We start from the raw sequence: 23,674 nt of genomic DNA, 5'->3' as shown, positions 1-23,674 counted from the left end.
ATTCACGCCTTTTTAGGAAAATCGGCCCATTTTATGATTTTTTATCGTTAAACGTGCTCCTCGCCGGTTTGTCTCTCCGCGGTTTTTGACGGCGGCATTTTCTGTGCCTCGGCCTTCCATTTTTCCGCCATGTGTTTTATGAATTCAGGGTCTTCAGGCGGCCCCAGGTGGTTGTTGACGGCGGGATAGGCAAAAGGAATGCCAGCTGCGTCGTAGCGCTTGCGCAGCTCTTCGCGAAATTTGTAACCCACGGTCCATTGATAGCCGGGGGCGGTCTTTATGAGGCTCCTGAATTTTATTCCGTTTTGCGTGTAGTCAATTATTCCGTTGAATACAGGATTGGGAAATATCTGCGGGTCGCCGCTCGTCGTCGTCTCGGCGGCAAGTTCCATCATGATGCGTTTGGCCTCAAGGTAATCGCTTTCGTAAGGAATGGTGACGTTTATGAGGGCGTAGGACCAGTCCTTTGTGTAGTTTATGACCTCCTGGATGCTGCTGTTGGGAATTATTATCAAGTTTCCGTCGATGCTGCGCAGACGCGTCAGGCGCAGCGTAAAGTGGTCGACGGTTCCCTGGTAGTTCCCTATCTGCACCCAGTCGTTGACGTTGTACTGGTCTTCGGCGATTATTAGGATCCCGTTGATGAAGTCGCGTATCAAGTTCTGCGCGGCAAGCGAGATGCCCAGGCCTGCTATCCCGATGCCGGCCAGTATGGGCTTCACGTTTATTCCAACGGCGTCCAGTATCACAAAACACATGATGGTGGCCAATATGACGCGCAAAAGCTGGATGGTGAGCTGACGCAGTGTGGAGATGCGATACATGAACCATTCTCGTTTTATCGCGTTTTCTTTGTGCATGGTCTGTTTGGCGCGCTCGGAGGCGACTTTGAAGATATGACCGATGATGTGCGGGACGGTTTTATCTATCAGATACCAAATAAAGAGTATGAAGGCGATGAGCAGTATGGTGGCCATGTTGCGTATAATAAGCTCAAGCAGCATCTCTCCTTTGTATTCTAAAAACTGTCTTTGATATTCTGACATTATCATCCGGCTGATACCTCTTATGAAATTTAGATTTGAGTATATACTAACACCGCGTGCCTCTCTGTAATCGGTATATATTCATAAACCAAGCCGGCTTTTATATGCAAAGCCGGCTTGTGTGGTCTATATTCGCGGTTCTGTCGGTGCTTTGAGTGACCGTTAGTTTATTGTTCCTTTTTCAAATTTCTTGTCGGCTTCGGGCGTGGCCGCGGGAATGCCGCCGAGGTTGCTGAGGCCTTCTTCTTTGATTTCGACCTTTATTTTCTTTTTGAGGGCTTCAAGTTCTTTGGCTACATAGCTCATCTGAAGGCGCTGTACTATTTCATCCTTTGCCTCTTCGAAGGTGAGCTGTTTTGAGGGCCGGCGGTCGAGCACCTGGAGCACGTGCCAGCCGAGTTCGGTCTTGACGGGTCCTACGATCTCGTTTTTCTTGGCTGCGTCGATCTCTTTGTCAAGAGGCGCTGGCAGTACGCCCTTCTCGACCCATCCAAGGTCTCCGCCGCGCGCCGCTGTGTTGGTGTCGCGGCTGTATTTCTCCGCCGTCTTTTCAAAATCGTTGTTCTTCGCAATATCAAGGAGGACATCTTTCGCGTCTTTTTCAGTGCTTGTCAGGATATGACGCACGTGCGTCCCCGCCGCCTGCACAAATTCAGTTTTGTGCGTCTCGTAATATTTTTTCATAGCTTTCTCGCCCATATCCCATTTTTTGCTGATCTCCTGAAGATATGCTTCGACGAGCGACTGTGTGTGCTGCCATTTGAGTTTGAATTTGAGATCTTCTCTTTCGGCAAGTCCGCTTAATTTCGCGCCCTCTGCAAAGAGCATTGCGTCAGCCATCTGGGCCGCCATTTCAGCGCGTTCTTTGAGCGTAGACTGCTGGAGCATCATCCCGACGAGCATCGGGTTGCCGCCCGCGGTGTTCTGAAGCACGGCGATAACTTCGTTAGGGGCGAGCGTCGCCTCTCCGACTATTACCACAGGCGCTTCTTTGGGGGCCGTTGTTGCGGCGGGAGCCGCGGCAAACGAGGCCGCAGCGAACGCTGAGACCGAAACCACAACTGCGATGCTTACTACAAGTTTTTTTCTGATTGACATCTAAAGTCCTCCTCGAGTATTAATAACCGTTTTTTAACTTGGAATATGCTACCATAAAAAATAAAAAAGGAGAGCGGTTAATTTACTGCTCTCGCTTATTTTTGCCTATTTTTTATGGATAACCTCGAAATTTAAGCAATTATCGCAGGCTGTTACGCTTATTGTCTCTCCGCTTACGACAGTTCCGTCAAGAAGACGGTTTGACAATTCGTCCTCTATCATTTTTTGTATCGTCCTCCGCAGTGGGCGCGCGCCATATTTTTCGTCGTAGCCTTTGTCAAGGATGAGGCGTTTTGCGCTCTCGTCGACATCAAGCGTTATCTTATTTTCCAGCGCGCGTTTTTTTACGTCGGCAAGCATGATGTCCACTATTTGGAGCAGCTCTTCGCGTCCCAGCGGCTCAAAGACAAGTATTTCGTCTATTCTGTTCAGGAACTCGGGCCTGAATGCCTTTTTCGCGGCTTCTAGCGCGTTTTCCCGCAGCCTTTTGGCCTCAGCCTTCTCATGGCTCTCCGCGCCGCCGAAGCCTAAGGCGCGGGCGCCCGCGTTCTCCACGGCGCCTACGTTGCTCGTCATTATGACGACGCAGTTGCGGAAGTCGCTTACGTGGCCGTGTCCGTCGGTGAGACGCCCGTCCTCAAGCAGCTGGAGCATGATGTTGAAGACGTCCGGGTGCGCCTTTTCTACCTCGTCGAAGAGTATGACGGAATATGGCCTTCTGCGGACGGCCTCTGTCAGCTTGCCACCCTCTTCGTAGCCCACATAGCCTGGGGGTGCGCCTATCAGCTTCGCCGCCTCGTGGCGTTCCATATATTCGCTCATGTCCATGCGGATCATCGCCTCTTCGCTGCCAAAGAGAAATTCTGCAAGCGACCGCGCAAGCTCCGTTTTGCCGACTCCCGTTGGCCCCAGGAACAGGAAACTGCCTACCGGACGTTTTGGGTCTTTCATGCCGCTTCTTGCGCGGCGCACCGCGCGCGCTACGGAATGAAGCGCCTCTTCCTGTCCGACCATGCGGCGGCGCAGCGCATCCTCCATTGAAAGCAGCCTGCGGCTTTCTTCTTCCGTCAGCTGCGTCACGGGGATGCCCGTCATTTCGCCTACGACGACGGCTATGTCCTCCGCCGTTATCTCCGGCGTTATTTTATTGCGCGAATCGGTCCACTGTGCGCGCCATTCTTCGCTCTGTTCTTTTGCCTTGTGCTCTTCGTCGCGCAGCATAGCCGCTTTTTCAAATTCCTGAGCGGCGGCGGCCGCCTCTTTTTCCATGCGGATGTCGTCTATGCTGCGTTCAAGCGCTTTTAGTTCCTCCGGCGTCTCAAGCGTATTTATCCGCGCGCGCGCCGAGGCCTCGTCAATGAGATCTATTGCCTTGTCTGGGAGGAAACGCTCCGTGACGTATCGTTTTGAAAGGGACGCCGCGCTTTCGATGGCGGCGTCAGTTATGACGACCTTGTGATGGCTCTCATAACGGTCGCGGAGACCTTTGAGGATGAGGACCGTCTCCTCTTCCGTCGGCTCGCAGACTGAAACTGGCTGGAAACGGCGTTCAAGCGCCGCGTCTTTTTCTATATATTTTCTGTATTCCGTTATTGTGGTGGCGCCTATTACCTGAAACTCTCCGCGTGAAAGGCTCGGCTTTAAGATGTTCGCGGCGTCTACCGCGCCTTCTGCCCCGCCCGCGCCGACTATAGTATGTATCTCGTCGATGAACAGGATTATATTTTTGGACTCGCGTATCTCAAGTACCAGCCTTCTCATACGCTCTTCAAATTCGCCGCGGTATTTTGTGCCAGCCACGAGGTTTGCCACATTGAGCTGCATGACGCGCTTATCCTTCAGTATCTCCGGGATGTCGCCCGAGAATATCCTCTGTGCAAGCCCCTCCGCCACGGCCGTCTTTCCGACGCCCGGCTCTCCTATGAGGACGGGATTGTTTTTTGTGCGCCTCGACAATATCTGCACGACGCGCTGTATCTCTTTGGAACGGCCTATCACCGGGTCGAGCTCTCCGTTTTTTGCCATCGCCGTGAGATCTATCGCAAGCTGGTCCACCGTAGGAGTCTTTGACTGAGCGGCGGGGCGGGAACGGCGCGGCTCCTGAGGCTGCCTGCGCTCCTGCTGGGAGCGTTCTGGAGAAAGTCCGCCTAGCATCTCAACGACCGCCGCGCGGCATTCCGAAAGGTCGATGCCGTGCGAGATGAGCAGCCGCGCCGCCATTCCCTCGCCCTCTGCAAGCAGCGCAAGAAAGATGTGCTCCGTCCCGATGTAATTGACGGACATGCGCCTTGCCTCGCGCATCGCAAGGTCCATGACGCATTTTGCGCGCGGGCTCATCGGGAGGTCTACCGAACCGTAACGCGGCGTACCGGCGCCGGCGTAATGCTCCACCTCTTTTACAAGCTGTTCCGGCGTTAAGTTGTAGGTTGCGAGAAGTTTTGTTATAAGCCCGTCGTTGTCGTAGAGCAGCCCCAAAAGGATATGCTCCGTGCCGATGACGTCGTGCCCCATTCTGAGCGCCTCTTTGTGCGCAAGCTGAAAGACGCGCTTGCCGCGTTCAGTGAAATTGCTCCACATCAGTTTCTTTTCTCCTGCGGCGCGGCCGAATGTTTGAGTTCCAAGATACGGTCACGGAATTTCGCCGCCGCCTCGTACTCCTCTTTTTTTACGGCCTCCGCCATTTTTTTGGAAAGTTCCGCCATCTCTTCTTCAGCGGAGATGGGAGCCGCGCGTTCTGAGATATGCCTAACATCCTCCGCGCTCATCTCATCGAAGAGATCGTCCGCCTCTTTGTCAGCAAACATCGACGCAGGCAGCACTGAGCCGCAGTGCGGACAGATATGGCGCTTCTTTTTCGTTACCTCTATTCCTCTTAAAGCGGGCATGACAAGTTCCTTGAAAGCCTCTTCTATGTTGGAGAGACCGTCAAGGGAGAAAGACATTTTTATTATATTTGAAACGTCGTCAAGCCTCAGCTTCGTACCGGCGCATTCTCTGCAAAGATGAGAGAAATGGCGCTCTCCGTTTACCACATTTACCAGATGTATCTCCGCCTCTTTTACTCCGCACTGTTCACACAGCATAAAACTACGCCTCCTAACTCAACGCAAGGCTCGTGAGCAGCTTTTTTAGCAGCTCTGCCCTCATTATTTCCCGTTTATATATTGAAATGTCATACAGCGTGCGCCCCATCTCTTCCTGATTGCGCAGAGCCACCTCTATCAAGAGGCGTTCGCGCGCCGTGAGCAGCTTTCTGTTTTGAAGGTTCATCATCAGGCGCTTCGACTCCTGCTCCGAGAGCTTGTTGCCGATAAGGTCCTCTAAATGTATGACCTCTTCTTCGCAGTTTTTAAATGTCAGCTGGACTACTCGAATGTAGCCGTGACCGCCGCGCTGGCTTTCGACTATAAAGCCGTTTTCAGGCGCAAACCTGCTTCTGAGCACATAATTTATCTGGCTTGGGACGCATTCAAACTGCTCGGCAAGATCTTTTCTTCTGAGCGAGATCATTCCTCCGCCGTTATCTTCCAAAAGCTGGGCGATATATTCCTCTATTTTTCTAGTAAGGCTGGATGCCGACACATTATTCACTCCATTTCCAAAAAAGGGCAAGAAAAACCCGAATTTAACCAATAGTGATTATATATTATAGGTCAACATAAGTCAATCATAGTCAAAAGGGCATGAAAAAGCCGCCTCGCCCTTTCGGGGAGACGGCCTCTATCTGTCAAAATTACTTAAGAGCGGCTATTACGTCCGGCGTGAGATCTATCCCGCCGTAATATACGAGCACTTTGTTCACGACTATCGTGATGCCCTTTTTCTTCGCGACCGCGGCTATTGTGTCGTTTACCTGTTTGAGCACCGGGTTCATAAGCTTTGTCTCTTCCTGGCGCAGCTCAAGCTGAAGATTCTGGACTATCTGGCTCTTCTTCTTTTCGTCCTTTTCCTTGTCAAAGGCAGCCTTGGCCGCGTTTGACTTTTTCTTTCCAAGCTCGTCAAGCTGTTTCTGAGCCTGCTTGAATTTCGAGAACTGCTGAAGGACGCCCATATCATCAACGTAGCCGACTTTGTCTTCCGCGGCGTATGAGATCGCGCCAAAGGCAAAGAGCGCCGCTATTGCCAGCAATAATACAGCTGTTTTTTTCACATTCATACCTCCTGATTGGATACGGATCTTTCCATGATCCCCTTTTTCAATGTCGCACCTGTAAATTTTATAACCATAGCGGCCTATTGTCCATACCGAGGCGCAATATTACTCAAAACAAAGCCGCCGCGCGCTGCTATCTGACGAGGCAACGGCTTCCTGCGCCAATGAGATCTCTGCGCCCCGCCTTTATGAGCGCCTTTATGACGTATTCGTGGTTCTCCGGCATCCAATACTGCAAAAGCGCGCGCTGCATCTTTCGCTCTTCCATCTCTTTTGGCACATAGACATTTTCCATCGTCGCAGGGTCGACGCCGGTGTAGTAGATGCAGGTCGAAAGCGAGCCGGGCGTCGGAGTGAAATCCTGCACCTGCTCGGGGCGCAGGCCGCTGTCGCGTATGAACTCCGCAAGCTCCACCGCCTCTTTCAACGTAGAGCCGGGATGGGCCGACATAAAGTACGGCACCATGAACTGCTTCAGGCCGAGCTTCTCGTTCATTTCGTTGTAACGTTTCAAAAATTCCTCCGTCACAGCGCGCGCTGGTTTTCGCATGTATTTCAGCACCGCTGGACTTACGTGCTCCGGCGCTACTTTGAGCTGGCCGCTTATGTGATATTTGCAGAGTTCTTCGAGGAAGTCATTTTTTTTGTCGGCAAGCATATAGTCGTACCTTATGCCGGAGCGTATGAATACTTTTTTGACGCGCGGCACGGCGCGCACCTTGCGCAGCAGTTCTATGTAATCGGAGTGATCGGGGCGCAGGCTGCGGCACGGCTGCGGATAGAGGCATGAACGCCCCTTGCAGCTCCCGCGTTTTAGCGCCTCTGGACACGACGGCGCGGTGAAGTTCGCGGTGGGGCCTCCAACGTCGTGGATGTAGCCTTTGAAGTCGGGCTGCTTCGTCAGCAGCTCCGCCTCTTTGATCATAGATTCGTCGCTCCTGCGCTGGATCATTCTGCCCTGATGCGAACTTATCGCGCAGAAGCCGCACTCGCCGAAGCATCCTCTGTGGCTGGTGATGCTGAATTTCACCTCGGCGAAGGCTGGTACGCCGCCAACCGCGTCATAATCTGGGTGCCAGGCGCGCGCGTAGGGCAGAGCGTAGACTCGGTCAAGTTCGCGCGTAGTAAGCGGACGCGCGGGGCGGTTCTGCACAACGTGCCATGCGCCCTGATCCTGGATGAGCCTTTTTCCTCTGAAAGAATCCTGCTCATCGTAATATTTTTTGAAGGAGGCGGCGAATTTTAATTTATCTGAAGATACCTCGTCAAATGAATCGAGCGTGACGGCGTCGTTTGCCGCCTCCGCGTCGTGCGTCTTCCAGCATGTGCCCGCTATGTCGCGGATAGAGGATACCGGCGCTCCGTCCGCAAGGCGGCGCGCAATTTCAAGCGAAGCAAGCTCTCCCATGCCGAAGACGAGCAGATCCGCGCGGCTGTCCGTGAGCATCGAACGCCTGACGCTGTCGCTCCAGTAATCATAATGCGCGAAGCGGCGAAGGCTCGCCTCAATGCCTCCGATGACAAGCGGAATGTCGCCCCAAAGCTGACGCACTCTGTTTGAGTAGACGACGGTGGCGCGGTCGGGCCTTCTGCCGCTTACGCCTCCTGGGGTATAGTCGTCGCGGCGGCGTTTTTTTCCGGAGGCGGTGTAGTGGTTGAGCATTGAATCCAGATTACCGGCGGCGAGCATGATGCCAAGCCGCGGACGCCCCATCTTTTCGAAATCTTCCGTGGCGCGCCAATCGGGCTGCGAAACGACGCCTACGCGAAAGCCGTGCGCGTCTAGCCACCTTGCGATTATTGCGTGCCCGAAGCTGGGATGATCGACGTAGGCGTCTCCGGTTATGACGAGGAGGTCCAGCTCGTCCCAGCCGCGCGCCTCCATATCTTTACGGCATACGGGAAGAAAGGCGCTTCTGTCCGCTTTTTTTATCATTGGTCTGTTCTTATACAAAATATCTCTCCGTCTTAGTACGTCTCTTATTTTTATTTCTATCCAATCAATATTGCTCAGCAAAATTTTTCTTTACTTCGCTTATAATATTAGCATCTTTTAAGCGTTATAGGAGTAATTATGGCGGATCATATCTGGATGAACGGCACTGACTTTGAAATAAGGCGAAACGCAAGACGCAGCCGCATCTCGCTCGGCATTGACGAGGAGAACCGCTGCTTCATCGCCGCGCCGCAGGCCACACCCGCCGCGGAGCTTGAACGCGTGCTAAAAGACAACGCGGAGAGCTTTTTGAGAAAAATAAAAAACGCGGGAACGCGTGCAAAAGCGCCGTCCCATAAATACGCGGAGGGAGAGCTTTTTTACTTCCGCGGCGAACTGTTCCCGCTCACATTATGCGGCTATGCTGCGACGCCTCCGATAGAGCTTCGCGACGGACGTTTTTTCTGCTGCGATTTCGAGGATAAAACCAAGATACGGCATAACTTTGAAGTATGGTACGCGCGCAGGCTGGAAGAGCTGATACACCGCGAACTGCCTCCGCTCTGCAAAAAAATGGGCGCGGGGCCAAAGACGGTACACATAAAAGAGACCAAAACGCTTTGGGGAAGCTGCTCCACCACCGGCGCCATGACGCTGAACGTCCGTCTTGCGCTTGTACCGAAATCTCTTATGGAATATGTGATGGTCCATGAAATATGCCATTTCTTTGAGATGAACCATTCCGGCGCCTTCTGGAGGCGCGTAAAGACCTACTGCCCCGACTACGAAAAACGGCGCGCGGAGCTTAAAAAAGAGGGAAATATTTATAGATGGTGATGACAGCTCATGAATGATGATAAAAAACACGATAACGCGGCGGACTTTTCCTATCCTGAGAACTTTTTAAGGTATCTCGGTACGAGCGGCGGCCGCTTCTCGATGATAAAGCAGGCGCGAAGCACCGGAGGGATATGGTTTCGCTACGGCGGCATAAACTGCGTCGTCGACCCAGGCCCCGGCAGCCTCGCGCAAATCTGCGCGGCGCAGCCCGCGCTTGACAGCGCCGCGATAGACGTTGTGATGCTGACGCATAAACATATAGACCACAGCACGGACGCCAATGTGCTGATAGAATGTATGACGCAGGGCGGCTTTGAAGACCGAGGGCTGCTAGTGGCGCCGCAGGACGCAATGCACGGCAGCGACCCGGTCGTGCTGAAATATTCTCAGGCGAAGGCGCACAGCACGGCCACAGCGGAAGACGGAATGAGAATAGAGCTTGGCCGCGGCGTCACGGCGGAGCCTGTGGCGCACTTCCATCACGGCGTCGATTGTTTCGGGTACGTCTTTCGCGGCCCGGGACTGCCGGAGTGGGGCCTTATCAGCGACACGCGGCTACTGCCGAGCTTTTCAAAGAGATACGAGGACTGTTCGTATCTTTCGATAAACGTCACCTTCCCCAACAGAAAACTGCGCCTCGACCACATGTCCATCGAAGAGCTGCGCGGGCTGCTGACGACGCTCCATCCAAAGACGGCGACGCTCTCTCACCTAGGCGCCATGATGACCTCGCCGGAAGGGGAAAAATATCTGCGGGACCTCGACACGCCGCAGACGAAGGTCGTCCCGGGAGAGGACGGGATGATAGTTGACTTGGACAGCCTGGCTATATACAGAAAAATAACCAAGCCGGTCGCAGACAAATTTATGATGCTTTAAAGCAGAAAAAGACGTATAAAAATAATTACCGTGACGACGATGTTGACGCGGATGGAATATATCTCCTCGGCCCATGCCTGAGCTGCGTCAAACGGGCGCGCGTTCTGGTTTGCAGCGCGAAGGGGCGCGCCCAAAATCGGAAAGAGCGCGGGCACTTTGCTTTTGTACTCGGTGTACGAGCTTCCGAACTTTTCACCAAGAAAAGATTCCTCCGCCGGGATGACGATCAGCGAATAGAGCAGGAAAAAAGCCGCGGCGAAGGCGCCGACCCAGCCCCAGCTCACCATGAGCGACCAGCCGAGCCCCATCAGAGCGTTTCCGGCGTAAAGAGGATTTCTGACATAGGCGTACGGCCCCCATGTGATGAGAACTGGCGCACCTATAGTTTCGGTACGGTATTTCGGAATGAAGCCGGCGGCCCAGAAGCGAAGCAGCTGTCCTAAAAGCACCAGAATGATCCCACAGATGAACCTGATAATATTAAAATGGCCGGGAAAGATCAATATCCCCGCCGCGAAAAATCCCCAAAACAGGCCTCGTCCCTTAAACGCGAGCGAACTAACTTTTTTGCTTATTTTCATATTCAGCTTCTTCTGCCTTTTCTGTATTTTCTATAACAGTCTCCTCGTGCTTCATCACCTTGTTCGCTCCGCCCCAGCCAAGCATCTTGACAATAATGTACGCGCCGAGCGCGATGCCGGTATATTCCGAAAGCAGCCTCCACGTCACCGCCATGACGCCGGAAACGCTCCACGGGACGAAGAGCCTGAATACCGCGACGGCTCCGCCCTCGGCGGCGCCGCTTGCGCCCGGGGTTGGGACGAAATAGAGCATAAACAAGAGCAGCGATTCAGCGAGCATACACTGCGTATAGTTGACTGGAAAACCCGCGGCCAATATCAGGCACGGCATGATCGACATATAGACGAACAGATGCGCCGCGGCGAGGAACATGGAAAAGATGAACCACCATTTGCCGGTGGAGATGAATAACTTAATGTTCGTGTTGTAGGCGTCGACCTCTTTATTGACCCACCGCACCGCCATCAGCAGATATTTGGGCTTCAGCACGCCGAGCCGTTTGACCCAGACGAGCACCGCGTTCGTCCAGTGCTTTATCCACTGGGGCCTTATGACGCTGACCACCATCATAAAGGCGCTTATGCCGATAAAGACGACCACGTAGCAGACATACCACCGCATGTAGATATATTTTTTTAGTATCTCGGGATCGGCTAAAAGTGAGAACGGAACGACAAGCGCCAGCAAAAAGAGTATCTGTAAAGTGCGCACGAGAGTTATAGCCACAGATTTGCCCACTGAAACGCCGTTTTTGTAAAGAAGGTATATCTGAAACGGGCCTCCGCCGCTTTGCATCGGAGTGATTGCGCAGCCGAAATAATTTATCCAGACGACCTCTATTGTGCATTTAAATGAAAGTTTTTCTCCCGCAGCTCGGGCCAGCACCATAAATTTGCAGGCATCCAGCACCCATCCGACCGCAACAAGGCCCGCCGCGCAGGCAAGCAGCACTGGGTCCGCGTGTTTCAGCATGGCGAAAGTAGAGGCGTCTATACTGAAAAATAGAACGCCGGCAATCGAGGCCATCACTATTATTACAAAGATTGAAAAACTCTTCTGGACGGTCAAAGTATGCCTCCCCTGTCAAACAGAACTATATTATCATACACCGCCTATTTTAACATCGCCTGTGCACGAAGCGAAAAGAATTCCTCGGAAATCTGCGGCAATCCCTCGCGCCACGCAAGCGCGGCGGCCTTAGTCCTGTCCGCCAGCTCCAATTTTTTTAAAATATGGCTCACGTGGTTCTTTATAGTTTTTTCAGAGAGTATCATGCGCTCTGATATCTCTTTGTTGGTCAGGCCGTGCGAGAGCCAATAGAGCACCTCGCGTTCGCGCGGCGTCACCTCGGTCAAAGGATCGTCCTCTCTTTTGCGTTCGGCGCAGACGCCGGCCGACGACAGCACGGCGCGGCTGATATAGCGCTCGCCGCGCGCGATGGCGCGCACAGCCTGCATGAAATCTTTCATGCAGGAGCTCTCGTCCATGATGCCGACGCTTGAGCTTTCTCCGGCAAAGGCCAGCAGATCGCCCGTGGCCTCTTTAACTATAAAAAGTACGTGGATGTCCTTTGCGCGGCGTCCAGCCTCGCGAAGAGCCTCTATCAATCCTAGCGCCGGCTGCGGCTGATAGAGTACCATGACGTCAGGCCTAGCGGCCGATAAATTTTTTACCGCCTCTGTTTCGGAGGCGCTGTCTACAGTTACTGTATAATTTCCGTCGTTTTCTAAAACCAGCCGGAGCGCGTCCGAAAAAAGTAAGTTCGTTCCGGCCAGAATGATCTGATTTTTTTTCATTACGTCGTATCTTCCGCCTATTCAATATGATAGGATATTAAATGTATCAGAGCTAAAAAGGAGGCCTTTTGCCTGAAACACGATTTTATGGAAACATATCCCCTGTCTAAAAAAATATCCCGCTTCGCCGGGGAAGCTATAAGGGATTATAGCATGATAAGGGCCGGCGACAGAATACTTATAGGCCTTTCCGGCGGAAAGGACAGCCTTCTGCTCTCGCTTGCGCTTGCCGCCCTGAAAAAACGCAGCCCTGTAGATTTTACTTTGCAGGCCTGCCTCATAGATCAGTCAAACGGCGCAATGGAGCCAGAAAAGCTTTTTTCCTACATGGAGGCGCTTGATATTCCCGTGACCGTCGTCATGCACCCGACCTATCAGATAATGAAGGAGCGGGAGGAACGCTCGCCTTGCAGCCTTTGCGCGAACATGAGGCGTGGCATACTGGCAAATCAGGCGGCGGCGCTCGGCTGCGGCGTCATCGCGCTCGGCCATCACAAGGACGACGCCGCGGAGACTGTTTTGATGAACCTGCTCTACGGCGGACGCTTCAAATGCTTTCACCCGCACCTTTTTATGAGCCGCACAAAGATGCGCGTCATACGCCCCTTAGTCTACGTCGAAGAAAGGCTCATAGCGCTTGAGGCGACGCGGCTTTCGCTGCCGGTCATAAGCGCCTGCTGCCCGTTCGGCGACAAGTCGAAGAGAAAAAGCACAAAGGAAATAGTAGCGGCGCTTGAAGCTGAGGTGCCCGAGTTCAAAAGCAACATCGTGCATGCGCTGCAAAACATGAGAACAAACGAAAGCTGGCCCGAAGGGATGCTGAACGAATAAGGCCGCGGCGCACGGCGCTTTTTGCTAGACCGTGCGCCCCTCTTTTATGTAGCTCCACAGTTCGTCGCGGCTGACGGAGACGAATTTTCCCGGCTCCAGCTCTTTCAGCGTAAGCTTGCCAATCTTTCTTCTGCGCAGGCTCCGCACGTCGTTGTCAAGAGCGCGCGCCATGAGGCGTATCTCGCGCTTTATCCCCTCGCCCAGCACCACCTCGAAGCAGCACTGCATCGGGCTTTTTGCAAGCCGTCTCACGGAGATCGGCTTTAAAAAATGCCCCTCCGCCTCTACGCCCTTCGCCCACTGGATGAGCTTTGGCTCGTCAAGCGGCTTGCGCAGCTCAACGTCATAGGTCTTTGTAAATCCGTTGCTCGGATGTATCAGCTCTTGCGAGAACATTCCGTCGTTGGTGAGGATGAGCAGCCCCTCGCTGTCACGGTCAAGCCTGCCTACGGGAAATAGCCTCAGCCTGTCCATAGCGGGCGGCAGAATGTCTATGACGGTGCGCTCGCGCGAATCTTCCACAGCGGAGAGGATGCCGGCCGGCTTGTTGAAGATGAGGTATGTCTCCTCCACCGGGCTTACGGGACGTCCGTCAAGCGTCACCGCGTCGTTCTCGCATACCTGACGCCCCGGTTCTGTGACGGTTTGGCCGTTTATGGTCACTCTTCCCGCAGTTATAAATTCTTCTACTTTGCGGCGCGCGCCCGCACCGCACATCGCAAGATACCTGTTTAAACGGATGCTATCTTCACTCATCTGTCATTGCCTCCATAGGCTCTTCGGCCGGATCCTCCGGCGTATCGGCGGCCTCTTCGTCGGCGTACTCCTCGCGCAGCTCTTCCAGTGTGGGGAGCGCGCTTATTGACGCGAGGCCGAATATTTCAAGAAATTTGCTCGTCGTTCTGTAGCGGCGCTGCGTCTTTTTACGGTTTTCGCGCCTGGGACGGTCTATGAGGCCGTTTTTCAGTAGCGTCTCCACGACGCGGTCGCAGCGCACGGAACGTATCTCTTCTATCTCCGCCATCGTGATGGGCTGATTGTAGGCGATGACGGAGAGTGTTTCAAGCGCAGCACGGCTCAGCCGCACGCGCTGCATTGAAAGGTATGACGAAAAGCTCTCCACCGCGTCCGCAAGGTCGGGCGCCGTCGTCATCTGCCAGCCGCCGGCGTTTATTATGGCAAGTCCGCGCCCCGCAGCGTAGCAGCGTTTCAGCGCGGCTATCGCCTTTTCAGCGCGTTCAGCGGAGATGCCCAGATGGTCGGCCAACGTTTCAGTGGAGACCGGCTGAGGCGAGACGAAAAGCAGCGCCTCTATCTGCCGCTCCAAAAGCCCTAAACTTCCATTTTCATCAGTAGGCTGCAATTTCCACGCCTCCCAGCGTCTCTGTCTGTATTATGTGGACGAGGCCAAGCCGCGACATCTCAAGCAGCGCGAGCAGCGTCACTATTAGCGTCTTTGGGTTTCTGTCGGAAAGCAGCTCGCCAAGCGTCTGCCTGCGCCCGCGCACGACTGAAAGAAGCTCGTTCATACGCTCTTCTATCTGACGTTCCTCCGGCATCGCGTCCGGTATCTCGTCCCAGATCATCTCTTCGCTCTCGTATCTATCGGCCTGAGTGCGCTCTTCGTAGCGTGCGAGCGTCTCCCACCATTTTGCGGCGAGCGTTTCAAGGTCTCCGATGTCGTAGTAATAGTTGTCCTCTTCGTCTATGACGCGGACGAAATATTTTTCTCTGTTTTCCTTAGCGGCCGCAAGGCGGCGCGCCGCGGCCCTGTACGGCTTGTAGCGCGCGATGATGGCCGCCAGCTCCTCGGGGCTTTCGATGTAGTCGTCCGCGGGAAGCTCCTCTAGCTCCTCCGGCTCGGCGCCGGGCAAAAGCGAATGTACCTTTCGCAAAAGCAAACGGCTTGCGAAGGTAAAAAATTCCGCCAGCTCGTTGAGCGTCGCGCCCTTCGCCGTGACGAGGAAGCTTATATACTGCGAGACGAGCTCTGTGATGTTCAGCTTCACGGCGTCAAGCTCGCGCGACTCAACAAGATGGCACAGTAAATCGAGCGGCCCGGAAAAGCTGCCCAAGCGGACTTCAAATCCGGGCGCGTTCTGTCCTGCTGCGTTTTCGGCGATTATTTCGTCAGGCACAAAGTTCCCCTAATGTACGAGGTTCATCGCGCTGTATACGTCGTCCATTGTGGAGGCGGCGACCACGCGGGCCTTTTTTGCGCCCTCTTCAAGTATCGAGCGCAGATAGTCGGGCTGTTTTGCAAGCTCTTCGCGGCGCTTCTGGATCGGGTCCATCATCGCAGATAGGTGCACCATAAGCTTTTTCTTGCATTCGACGCAGCCGAAGGCGCCCTTTGTGCAGCCCTCGTGCAGCTCTGAAAGCTCCTGCGCGTCTTTGTTGAAGAATTTATGGATGTCCCAGACGGGGCACTTCTCCGGCGTCCCGGGGTCGGTCTTTCTTTCGCGCGCGGGGTCGGTCATCATCGTGCGCACCTTCGCCCATATCTCGTCCATATTTTCAGCTATCTGCAGCGAGTTGCCGTAGGATTTGCTCATCTTGCGGCCGTCGGTGCCCGGCATCTTTGCTACAGGGGTCAGGAGCGTCTCCGGCTCTGGGAATACGTCGCCGTAGAAGCCGTTGAAACGGCGCACGATCTCGCGCGTCAGTTCAAGGTGAGCGCTCTGATCCTCGCCGACCGGCACGCCCCATGATTTATAAAGCACGATGTCGCCCGCCATCAGAGTGGGATAGCCCAGGAACGCGTATGTTGAAAGGTCTTTGTTGTTGAGGTTCAGTATCTGTTCCTTATAGGTCGGGCAGCGCTGGAGCCAGCCAAGAGGCGTTATCATGGAGAGCGCCAAGTGTATCTCCGCATGCTGTTTGACGTGCGACTGGATGAATATCGAAGATTTTTCAGGATCGACGCCGACAGCGAGCCAGTCAAGAAGTATCTCGTAGCAGTTCTCTTTTACATGGCTCGGGTCAGCGTAATCGGACATCATCGCGTGCCAGTCGACTATGCCCCAGAAGCAGTTGTATTCGTTTTGCAGCTTCACCCAGTTTATGAGCGCTCCCGCCATGTGTCCGTAATGCAGGCGCCCTGTGGGCCTCATTCCGCTGAATATCCTCTTTCTCTCGTCCATAAAAAACATCCTTTCTATATAAAAACCTGTTGGATTTTTATTTGTATGCTTAATCTATCCGTGGAAGAACGGTATGCCCGGCTCGTTTAGCAGAACCACTGGAAGACCGGTCTCGTTTTCTATTATGCCGCGAAGCGAAGCAAGCGACGCTCTTTCCATCTCGCCGTGGTCGCAGGCCGCAAGAAGAAGCCCAGCAGACGCCGCCTCTTCCCTAAAATGGTAGGAGAGGTCCGCCGTGATGAATACGTCAGCGCCCAAGGCTTTTGCTTCGCGCCAAAATTCCTGGCAGGCGCCGCCGCCTATGGCCGCGCGCTTTATTTCACGCCGCGGGTCTCCGTAGAGAGTAAAGTTGGAAAGCCGCCATCGTTCTTTTAAAAGCGCAGCTAGTTTTTTAAGGTCTACAGGCGCGTCAAAATCGCCCACGGCGCCCATTCCCCATGCGCCGCCCGCGCTTGGCGCAAGAGGAGATAAATTTTTAAGGCAAAGAAGCGACGCAAGGGTAAAGTTGACGCCTTCGGGGGACGAATCCCAGTTGGTATGAGCGGCGTAGATGGCTACGCCCTCACGTATAGCGGCGGTCACGGCGCGCCCTGCGTAGTTTTCGTCGGTGACAGATCTGATCGGACGAAAAAGTATCGGGTGATGCGTAAAAAGAAGCTGACAACCGGCAGTCGCCGCTTCGTGAACGGCCGCGTCGGAGGCGTCGAGCGCAAGCGCTATCTTCCGCACGTTGCTATCCGCGCTGCCCGCCTGAAGCCCTGGGTTGTCCCATTCCTCGGCCCAGCGTTTGGGCATTCTTTTTTCTATTTTTTCCATAATTTCAGAAAGCTTCACGGCCGCACCTCATTCTCAACATATCCGTATATTTTATACCAGCATAATGATGACGTCAAAAAAATCCAAAGGCCGAAGAAAACCGCGGCCTTTGAATTTTTTATTTATGATTTTTTGTCAAAGAAAAAAGTTACAGCAATTTCTCCGCTATCTGCACCGCGTTGAGCGCCGCGCCCTTGCGAAGGTTGTCGCCTACGACCCACATGGCGAGCGCGCCGTCAAGCCCTGTGTCGCGGCGGATGCGCCCCACGCAGACCTCGTCGCGGCCCGCCACGTCGACCGGCATAGGATATTCCGCGTTTTTGGGATCGTCACGGACGACTACGCCCTGCGCCTTTTTTAATATCTCGCGCGCGGCTTCCGGCGTGATGGGGCGCTCAAACTGCGCCGTCACGCTCTCGCCGTGCCCGCGAAATACGGGAACACGGACGGTGATGCCGCTTACGCGCAGATTTGGCAGGTGCATTATCTTACGCGATTCGTTGACCATCTTCCATTCCTCTTCGGAGATGCCCTCGTCGTCAAACGGGCCTATTTGCGGCAGCAGGTTGAAGGCGATGCTGTGAGGGTAGACTTCGTCATGGTAGTTTTCACCCTTTATCGAAGCCTTCGCTCCGTCGCGCAGCGATTCTATTGCCGCCTTGCCTGTGCCCGCGACGGACTGGTAGGTGCTGACGTTTATATATTTCAGCCCGGCCGCCAGATGCAGCGGGTAAAGCGCAACCACCGCCTGTATCGTAGAACAGTTTGGGTTCGCTATGATGCCCTTTTTCGCAAGCGCGATGTCCTGCGGGTTTATCTCGGGCACGACGAGCGGCACGTCCGGGTCCATGCGCCACGCGGAGCTGTTGTCGATGACGACCGCGCCGGCGCCGGCCGCGACCGGCGCCCATTCTCTTGAGGCCTTGCCGCCCGCCGAGAAGATGGCGATGTCCACTCCTTTGAACGAGTCTTCCGTTACGGCGCGTACAGTCACATCGCGGCCGCGAAATTTTATCGTTTTGCCCGCCGACCGCGGCGAGGCAAGAGGTATGAGTTCAGATACGGGAAAATTTCTCTGCTCCAGCGTAAAGAGCATCTCGCGCCCTACAAGCCCAGTGGCGCCCAGTACCGCTACTCTCTTGCCGTCCATCAGAACGCCGCCTCGTCTATGAAATGGTCGTGCAGCTCGCGCACAGCGTCCTCAGCTCGAGAGCTGCCGACGATGCAGGTGACGGCTAGCGAGGTGGAGGCTATCATGTCTATGTTGATGCCGGCCTCGGCCAGTATCGAGAACATCTTCGACGGCACTTCGGGATGGTTCGCGATGCCGGCGCCGACTATCGAAACGCGCGCTATCTCGGTGTCGAAAGATACTCCCTGCGCGTCTATGTCGCGGCATATCTTGCGGCAAACCTGGCTTGCCGCTTCAAGATGCGTCTTTTTGACGAGAAATCCGATGTCGTTGACGCCGCCGCTCATGTTGTTCTGTATTATCATCTCTGCACCGACGCCGTTGTCGGCAAGCTCGGCGAAGAGCCGCGCAGCAACCCCTGGAATGTCCGGCACCCCAAGAAGCACTACTTTTGCGACCTTAAGGTCATGCACTACAGCCTTTACGATTAACCCTTCCGTTACGGGATTGCTCATAACCCATGTACCCTCCTCTTCTACAAAGCTGGAACCGACGTAAAGCGGGATGTTGTAGCGCGCCGCCATCTCGACGCTGCGCGCCTGCAGCACTCCCGCACCCTGAACGGCAAGTTCCATGCACTCGTCAAAACCCATATAGCTAAGTTTGCGCGGTTTTTTTACGACTCTCGGGTCGCCGGTGTATATCCCGGCCACGTCCTTCAAGAGCCGGCAGGACGAAGCGCCAAGCGAGGCGGCAAGAGCCACCGCCGAAAGGTCGGAGCCGCCCCTGCCAAGCGTTATGACGTCGCCCGCGTCCGTTATCGCCTGAAATCCCGTGATCACGGCTACTGCGCCTTCGTTTAGCACCTTTTCGACCGCGGCCGGCTCTATCCTATAGATGCGCCCCTCCATCGGGAAGCCCTGCGCGCGGATGCCAGCCTGCTGCGCGGTGAAAGACTGCGCGGGCAGCCCAAACTGCTTCAGCGCGAGAGCAAGCAGAGCCACGCTCTGCTGTTCGCCGGTGGCAAGCAGCTGATCCAGCTCGCGGCCGTCTTTTTCCGTCGCCACGTCGCTTGCCAGCGCAAGGAGATCGTCCGTCATGTTGCCCATCGCGGAGACGACAACGGCGACGCGGCTGCCCTCGTCGCGAAATTTTTTCACCAGTTTCGCAACATGCAGCATACGTTCCGAATCCGCGACGGAGCTGCCGCCGAATTTAAGTACGGTAAGGGGCAATTTTTCCCATTCCATCATTTTCCGCCTCCAATTTTTTTAAGTTCATCGGAAAGCTCCATCGAAAGGTCCACTCTCGCGCCCTGCGCGCTCCCGTCCAGTACGAAATACTGCGAACGCACGCCGTATTCGGTGAAGGTGCGGCACATAGCCTCCGCCACGCGCTGCGCGGGGCCTTTTACGAGCGCAATGACGCTCGGGCCGGAGCCGCTTATCGCGACGCTGAGACATTCCGGCAGCTCTTCCACACGCGAGAATATCACCTCGCCGCCGGAGAAAAGTTTGCTTCTGTACTGCTGGTGCAGTTTATCGTCCATACCCCATTTTAGATAGTCCCATCGGCCCGTCGCCCACGCCGCTGTAAGAAGAGCCGCGCGCCCGACGTTGAAGACCGCGTCTTCAAAGGGCACCTCTTTGGGAAGCGCTCTGCGCGCGTCTGAAGTTTTTACGCGAGCGTCCGGCACGGCAGCTACGCAGAGCACCTCGGGCGGCAGAGCTGGAAGGTTTACATAGCGCAGGTCGCGGCCGTCCCAGCAGCTTACGACCATCCCCCCCAGAAAACAGGGAGCGACGTTGTCGGGGTGGCCCTCAATGACCGTCATTGCGCGCAGAAGTTCGTCCTCGTCCGCGTTGAAGCCGGTTAAGTGTTTTGCTATCAGCACGCCGGCCACCACGGCTCCGGCCGAGCTTCCAAGCCCGCGGCACAACGGGATTATGTTGTGGCACCACAAAGAAAATCCCGGCCCTTTTACATTCCAGCGCTCGCAGGTGCGCTCATAGGACTGGACGACGAGGTTCGCCTTTGCTGACGACAGCTCGCGCGCGCCTTCGCCGTGCGCCTCTACCTTGAACTCTCCTGCCGGCAGCAGCTCCGTCACCTTAAAAATGTTATAAAGCGAGACCGCCATTCCTATCGTGTCAAAACCCGAGCCGAGGTTCGCGCTGGTTGCGGGAACGCGCAGAGAAATGAGCGGCTTCAACTTTTCATCACCTCGAGCAGTTCTTCGATATTGTCGCCTATCTCAACGGGACGGCCCACCTGCGACATCGCCGTATCCGGATCCTTGAGACCGTTGCCTGTGAGTATCATGACGGCCGTCAGGCCGCGCGCGAGCTTTCCCTCTTTTTTCAGCTTGATAAGCCCGGCAAGCGGCGCGCACGACGCAGGCTCAGCAAAGATGCCGCCCTTAGACGAAAGAATAAGCTGCGCGGCAAGTATCTCTTCATCCGTCACAGAGTTGAATTCGCCGTGCGATTCTGCCACGGCATCCTTTGCAAGATGCGCGCTCACGGGGTTTCCGATGCGTATCGCCGTGGCGACCGTCTCAGGCGCGGGGCACGGCTTTCCTGTGACCAGCGGCGCGGCTCCCGATGCCTGAAAGCCCATCATGCGCGGCATATTTTCTATTTTTCCAAGCTCGTTATATTGTTTGTATCCGGCCCAGTAGGCGCTGATGTTTCCCGCGTTGCCCACAGGTATCGCGTGCAGATCTGGCGCTTTGCCTAGAGCTTCGCATATCTCCCACGCGCCGCTTCTTTGGCCCCATAGCCGGTACGGGTTGACGGAGTTCACGATGGCATAACCCTCCTTTTCAGCCGCTTCGCGCGCCATTTCAAGAGCCTTGTCAAAATTTCCGTTGACCGCAATCACCTTCGCGCCATACATTAGAGCCTGCGCGAGCTTTCCAAGAGCCACCTTGCCCGCGGGCAGCAGAACAAAGCACGGCACAGAAGCGGCGGCGGCGTAAGCCGCGGCGGATGCGGAGGTGTTTCCCGTAGAGGCGCAGACAAGAGCGGACGCTCCGCCCTCAAGCGCCTTGGCGACGGCCATTACCATGCCCCTGTCTTTAAACGACCCGGACGGGTTACAGCCTTCGAGCTTCGCGTAAAGCTCTATCTCGAGCATTTCGCTGAGGCCGCCAAGACGCACCAGCGGCGTCGATCCCTCGCCCAGCGTGATGGCCGGCGTCTTGTCCGTAACAGGCAAAAGTTCGCGGTACCTTTCGATTACTCCCATAATTATTCCTCCTTTTAGATTATTAAAAAAGCCGCCCCTGTACAACTCTGTACAGGAGGCGGCATTATAAACAACGACGCGGTTCCACTCCGTTTCGGCCGCACGATGACGGCCCTCTTTGCGCTGTGCTGGGCGCACCCATACGCCTTACCCGCGACCTGTTGCCGCGATTCGGCGTCCGCTCTGGGGTGGTCTTCGGCGCTCATCTCTTAAAGGCCCTTGCAGCGTGACAAGCCTCTCTCTGTTAAGAAGATGAACCTTACTATCCCCTTCATAGCGTCAAGAATATTAAGTTCATTGGAAGGATTTATACTACTAAATGCGCTCAATGTCAAGCACCAAAGCCGATTGATATTTTACCGCTCTTGGTATAGCTTATGCGCGCAGCGCTCCCTTTTCAAGTTTGAGAGTCTCCGAGATATCGTCGCAGAGCTTTCGCGCCCCGAAATATTGTATGCTGCCCGGGTAGAGATAATCCTCACCCTTCGTCCACAGCTGGCGTCGAGCCGCGAAATATTTGAACGGCGCGCCTTCTAAGTCCACCAAACTCTTTCTGATGACCGGCTTCATCTCGCCCTTGCGGCGCTCCATGTCCATCATGGCGGTAAGCGGAACGCCTCCGCACTTCCACTCACACGCAGGCATCTCCATATTCCAGATGCAGGAGATATAACCGCTTCTGCCAGCGGCTATGAGCGCGGCCGCGTTATAGCCAAGCGCGTAGCAGTAGTTGGCGTCAAAGTTCGACGGCGCGGCGCAGCGCCCCTCATAGCCAAGAAAGTGAAAAGCCGGGTGGAAGGAGGCTTTATAGCGCCCCTCGCGCATCATGGCGCGCAGACGTTCGCGCACCATATCCGCGAGCAGTTTTTCCGTCTCAACGACTGAGACCTGCGCGTTTCCGTGCGGGTCGCGTTCGGCGCAGAGCTGAAAGCGTATCCTTTCCGGCAGGCTTTGATAAACGTAGACTGATTTTGCCGACAGATATTTAGTTATGTAGCTCTCTCTGTCGACATCCTCGAGCGCGTCTATCCTTGCGCCGCGTTTTGCGAAAATGTCGTTCAGCTCGTCTATCAGCACGCCTATCTCTGGTATGAATTCAATAAGCCCTTCGGGGACGAGCGCCACTCCAAAATTTTTCCCTTCGCCGGCCCTTGCCGCTACCACCGCGGCGAGTTCGTCCACTATCTGCGAAAGAGGAATGTTTTTCGCCCTTATCTCTTCCGATATGAGAGCGACGTTCGGGTGCGTCCGCAGCGCGCATTCAAGCGTCAGGTGCGAAGCCGAACGTCCCATAAGCTTTATAAAATGCCAGTATTTTCCGGCGGAAAGCGCGTCGCGGCAAATATTGCCGATGAGGTTTGAGTAGACGCGGCTTGCCGTATCAAAACCGAAACTGGTTTCGATGTATTCGTTCTTCAAATCGCCGTCTATCGTCTTTGGGCAGCCGACGACGCGCAGAGCGCTTCCGCGCCTTGCAAAATCTTCAGCAAGAAGGCAGGCGTTCGTATTTGAGTCATCGCCGCCGATTATGACGATAGCGGAGAGCGCAAGCGCCGCCGCATTTGCGAAAACGGCGTCGAACTGCTCCTGCCTTTCAAGTTTCGTCCTGCTTGAACAGAGCATGTCAAAGCCGCCGGTGTTGCGGTAGCGGTCAACTAACGGCGCGTCCAGCTCAATGTATTTATTCGCGATCAACCCATCCGGGCCGTTTTTAAAACCGTAGAGGCGGCTTGCGCCGTTTATTGATTTTATGCCGTCGAAAAGGCCGGAGACGACATTGTGGCCGCCGGGGGCCTGACCTCCTGAAAACACTACTCCAACGGCCAAAGGCGCGCCCTCCGCCCGTTCGGCCCTTTGATCAAAACAAACGCGCGGAAGTCCGAATATCTCTGGAAATAACGCGGCTATCTCTTCTTCGCCGCCCGCAGCCACCGTGGCCCCCAAGCAGCGCTCCTCCACGGCGGCGCCGTGCTGGAGCGCTGGAGGAAGCTGCGGGATATAAAGCAGTCTGGCCTGCTCGAAATCAGTAATTTTATCCATCGTAGATCACTGCCCTGATTAAATATTTAGCTGCCCATTATACTCTAATAGATAAAAATAAAAAAGCCGTAAATATTTATTCCAAAGACGTCCGCATAAATTTTGTAAATTTACGCGGCCAGCTGCCCGTCGC

Annotated in this window: 23 protein-coding genes; 3 read left to right on the top strand and 20 right to left on the bottom strand. The window is 54.9% G+C overall.

Translation table 11 applies throughout. From position 1 onward, the window contains the following. Positions 1 to 47: 47 nt before the first annotated feature. From RRY12_01220 to RRY12_01190, 7 genes are all read right to left on the bottom strand, one after another. A complete protein-coding gene (locus RRY12_01220; protein MEG2183283.1) occupies positions 48 to 1,052 on the bottom strand; it encodes a mechanosensitive ion channel family protein in 1,005 nt (334 codons plus the stop codon). A 156-nt stretch (positions 1,053 to 1,208) separates the two neighbouring features. Further along, a complete protein-coding gene (locus RRY12_01215) occupies positions 1,209 to 2,144 on the bottom strand; it encodes a peptidylprolyl isomerase (protein ID MEG2183282.1) in 936 nt (311 codons plus the stop codon). A gap of 105 nt (positions 2,145 to 2,249) precedes the next feature. Continuing rightward, on the bottom strand, positions 2,250 to 4,721 hold the full coding sequence (locus RRY12_01210; GenBank protein MEG2183281.1) for an ATP-dependent Clp protease ATP-binding subunit: 2,472 nt from the start codon (positions 4,719 to 4,721) through the stop codon (positions 2,250 to 2,252). Continuing rightward, positions 4,721 to 5,227 carry a UvrB/UvrC motif-containing protein gene (locus RRY12_01205; protein ID MEG2183280.1) on the bottom strand — a complete coding sequence of 169 codons (507 nt, stop codon included), beginning with the start codon at positions 5,225 to 5,227 and terminating at the stop codon, positions 4,721 to 4,723. Before RRY12_01205 ends, RRY12_01210 begins: the two co-directional genes overlap by 1 nt. 13 nt (positions 5,228 to 5,240) lie before the next feature. Further along, positions 5,241 to 5,726 carry a CtsR family transcriptional regulator gene (locus RRY12_01200; GenBank protein ID MEG2183279.1) on the bottom strand — a complete coding sequence of 162 codons (486 nt, stop codon included), beginning with the start codon at positions 5,724 to 5,726 and terminating at the stop codon, positions 5,241 to 5,243. 151 nt (positions 5,727 to 5,877) lie between these two features. Further along, positions 5,878 to 6,294: an OmpH family outer membrane protein gene (locus RRY12_01195; protein ID MEG2183278.1), complete on the bottom strand. Its 417-nt coding sequence runs from the start codon at positions 6,292 to 6,294 to the stop codon at positions 5,878 to 5,880. Positions 6,295 to 6,430: 136 nt separating this feature from the next. After that, positions 6,431 to 8,251, bottom strand: a complete 1,821-nt coding sequence (locus RRY12_01190; protein ID MEG2183277.1) for a YgiQ family radical SAM protein — start codon at positions 8,249 to 8,251, stop codon at positions 6,431 to 6,433. 120 nt (positions 8,252 to 8,371) lie between these two features. Between RRY12_01190 and RRY12_01185 the strand changes: the two genes are divergently transcribed. Together RRY12_01185 and RRY12_01180 are read left to right on the top strand one after the other, a co-directional pair. Then, on the top strand, positions 8,372 to 9,070 hold the full coding sequence (locus RRY12_01185; GenBank protein MEG2183276.1) for a SprT family zinc-dependent metalloprotease: 699 nt from the start codon (positions 8,372 to 8,374) through the stop codon (positions 9,068 to 9,070). A gap of 9 nt (positions 9,071 to 9,079) precedes the next feature. Next, on the top strand, positions 9,080 to 9,952 hold the full coding sequence (locus tag RRY12_01180) for an MBL fold metallo-hydrolase (protein MEG2183275.1): 873 nt from the start codon (positions 9,080 to 9,082) through the stop codon (positions 9,950 to 9,952). On the opposite strand, the gene RRY12_01175 is transcribed toward RRY12_01180, so the two are convergent. Genes RRY12_01175 through RRY12_01165 form a run of 3 tightly spaced genes read right to left on the bottom strand, consistent with a single transcriptional unit; the run spans position 9,949 to position 12,330 of the window. Then, on the bottom strand, positions 9,949 to 10,533 hold the full coding sequence (locus RRY12_01175) for an isoprenylcysteine carboxylmethyltransferase family protein (protein MEG2183274.1): 585 nt from the start codon (positions 10,531 to 10,533) through the stop codon (positions 9,949 to 9,951). The two genes, RRY12_01180 and RRY12_01175, sit on opposite strands and share 4 nt — an antisense overlap. Then, positions 10,511 to 11,602: a lysylphosphatidylglycerol synthase transmembrane domain-containing protein gene (locus RRY12_01170; GenBank protein ID MEG2183273.1), complete on the bottom strand. Its 1,092-nt coding sequence runs from the start codon at positions 11,600 to 11,602 to the stop codon at positions 10,511 to 10,513. The genes RRY12_01175 and RRY12_01170 overlap by 23 nt, the downstream gene beginning before the upstream one ends. Before the next feature lie 44 nt (positions 11,603 to 11,646). Then, positions 11,647 to 12,330 carry a response regulator transcription factor gene (locus RRY12_01165; protein MEG2183272.1) on the bottom strand — a complete coding sequence of 228 codons (684 nt, stop codon included), beginning with the start codon at positions 12,328 to 12,330 and terminating at the stop codon, positions 11,647 to 11,649. A gap of 153 nt (positions 12,331 to 12,483) precedes the next feature. Here RRY12_01165 and RRY12_01160 point away from each other — a divergent pair, with 153 nt between their 5' ends. Then, positions 12,484 to 13,161 (top strand): ATP-binding protein, encoded by a 678-nt coding sequence (locus RRY12_01160; protein MEG2183271.1) that lies wholly within the window; start codon positions 12,484 to 12,486, stop codon positions 13,159 to 13,161. A 24-nt stretch (positions 13,162 to 13,185) separates the two neighbouring features. On the opposite strand, the gene RRY12_01155 is transcribed toward RRY12_01160, so the two are convergent. The 10 genes from RRY12_01155 to RRY12_01110 form a co-directional block, all read right to left on the bottom strand. Then, positions 13,186 to 13,917, bottom strand: a complete 732-nt coding sequence (locus tag RRY12_01155; protein MEG2183270.1) for a pseudouridine synthase — start codon at positions 13,915 to 13,917, stop codon at positions 13,186 to 13,188. After that, positions 13,910 to 14,524, bottom strand: coding sequence for an SMC-Scp complex subunit ScpB (scpB, locus tag RRY12_01150; protein ID MEG2183269.1), 615 nt, complete (start codon positions 14,522 to 14,524; stop codon positions 13,910 to 13,912). The genes RRY12_01155 and scpB overlap by 8 nt, the downstream gene beginning before the upstream one ends. Beyond that, complete coding sequence (locus RRY12_01145) at positions 14,511 to 15,299, bottom strand: segregation/condensation protein A (protein ID MEG2183268.1); 789 nt, start codon at positions 15,297 to 15,299, stop codon at positions 14,511 to 14,513. The genes scpB and RRY12_01145 overlap by 14 nt, the downstream gene beginning before the upstream one ends. A gap of 9 nt (positions 15,300 to 15,308) precedes the next feature. After that, the gene (gene trpS, locus RRY12_01140) at positions 15,309 to 16,304 is read right to left on the bottom strand and encodes a tryptophan--tRNA ligase (protein MEG2183267.1); all 996 of its coding nucleotides are present in this window, start codon (positions 16,302 to 16,304) and stop codon (positions 15,309 to 15,311) included. Between the two features lie 54 nt (positions 16,305 to 16,358). Further along, positions 16,359 to 17,138: a Nif3-like dinuclear metal center hexameric protein gene (locus RRY12_01135; GenBank protein MEG2183266.1), complete on the bottom strand. Its 780-nt coding sequence runs from the start codon at positions 17,136 to 17,138 to the stop codon at positions 16,359 to 16,361. 130 nt (positions 17,139 to 17,268) lie between these two features. Next, on the bottom strand, positions 17,269 to 18,270 hold the full coding sequence (locus tag RRY12_01130) for an aspartate-semialdehyde dehydrogenase (protein MEG2183265.1): 1,002 nt from the start codon (positions 18,268 to 18,270) through the stop codon (positions 17,269 to 17,271). Continuing rightward, entirely contained in the window at positions 18,270 to 19,505 is a 1,236-nt protein-coding gene (locus tag RRY12_01125) for an aspartate kinase (protein ID MEG2183264.1), read from the bottom strand. Before RRY12_01125 ends, RRY12_01130 begins: the two co-directional genes overlap by 1 nt. Then, on the bottom strand, positions 19,502 to 20,464 hold the full coding sequence (gene thrB, locus RRY12_01120; GenBank protein MEG2183263.1) for a homoserine kinase: 963 nt from the start codon (positions 20,462 to 20,464) through the stop codon (positions 19,502 to 19,504). Before thrB ends, RRY12_01125 begins: the two co-directional genes overlap by 4 nt. Further along, on the bottom strand, positions 20,461 to 21,501 hold the full coding sequence (gene thrC, locus RRY12_01115) for a threonine synthase (protein MEG2183262.1): 1,041 nt from the start codon (positions 21,499 to 21,501) through the stop codon (positions 20,461 to 20,463). The genes thrB and thrC overlap by 4 nt, the downstream gene beginning before the upstream one ends. A gap of 375 nt (positions 21,502 to 21,876) precedes the next feature. Further along, positions 21,877 to 23,541 carry a diphosphate--fructose-6-phosphate 1-phosphotransferase gene (locus tag RRY12_01110; GenBank protein ID MEG2183261.1) on the bottom strand — a complete coding sequence of 555 codons (1,665 nt, stop codon included), beginning with the start codon at positions 23,539 to 23,541 and terminating at the stop codon, positions 21,877 to 21,879. Positions 23,542 to 23,674 lie beyond the last annotated feature (133 nt).

This window comes from Cloacibacillus sp. (assembly GCA_036655895.1).
In the GTDB taxonomy this organism is placed as follows: Bacteria; Synergistota; Synergistia; order Synergistales; family Synergistaceae; genus JAVVPF01.
Note: the sequence above shows the minus strand (reverse complement) of the source record. Positions and strands in the feature narration are given on the sequence as shown.